This window comes from Microbulbifer epialgicus, from assembly GCF_041447265.1.
GTDB lineage: Bacteria > Pseudomonadota > Gammaproteobacteria > Pseudomonadales > Cellvibrionaceae > Microbulbifer > Microbulbifer epialgicus.
This window is the reverse complement of the sequence record NZ_JBGMEK010000258.1, coordinates 1-804: the sequence shown is the minus strand read 5'-3', so window position 1 is coordinate 804 and position 804 is coordinate 1. Positions and strand designations below refer to the sequence as shown.

Annotated in this window: 1 protein-coding gene; it reads left to right on the top strand. The window is 35.4% G+C overall.

Features of this window, described 5'->3' with window-relative positions; translation table 11 throughout:
• Positions 1-120 precede the first annotated feature (120 nt).
• On the top strand, positions 121-747 hold the full coding sequence (locus tag ACCI49_RS24865; protein WP_371841948.1) for a hypothetical protein: 627 nt from the start codon (positions 121-123) through the stop codon (positions 745-747).
• Positions 748-804 lie beyond the last annotated feature (57 nt).

Sequence of the window (804 nt, the reverse complement as noted above, 5' to 3'; positions counted from 1 at the left end):
CCGTAATTGCCGCTTAGAGCGGCTCACAAAATTAAAGCCCCCGGCTTTGCCGGGGGATACTTACTTTTCAATACAGAATTAATGAAAACCACTTAACACCAATAGTTGTTAGGTAACAAAATGATTATCGAAAAACCTTCTTGTATTCAGCTTTTGGTATTTTCAATCACCGACCCTTTTGTGATCTTAATAGTAATATCAATTACTCTTCTACTATTTATTTGCTACATTCCTTTCAATAGCTTGTACCTTTTAGTCAAAAGGTTGGGAAGTCTCACTAAATCAAAAGATAGTGAAAGTAATGCTTTATTTGATGAAATCATTAACTCCATAAAAGGAGGTACTACAACCAATGACGCCCTAGAGAAGCTGAAACTAGATCACAAAATTTTCGAACAAAAAAAATCAACATTCCTCCAAGCTGGGAGAAGATCAATAAGCAAAGATAGGAGCAATCCACTATATCAGTTGCTCGCAGGCGTACTATTAGTTCAAATAGTTTTAGGTTTGATAATATATAGGATATTTGCGCCAGACAACCACGGAACATTTGGAGACATGTTCGGGGTTGTGAACACACTCTTCTCCGGCTTAGCTCTAGCCGGAATTATTTATACACTCATCTTACAAACTAAAGAGTTAGAACATCAAAGGGAAAGCTCAAGAAATAGCGCTTTAGAACTTAAGGGCATCTCTATAAATTCGGAGATAAATTTACGAATTATTGGAGTGCTATTTTATGGTTGAGTTTTAGTTGTAAAACTGAGCTTATTCGATAAATATTGATAGTTAGTGTGTTTTATA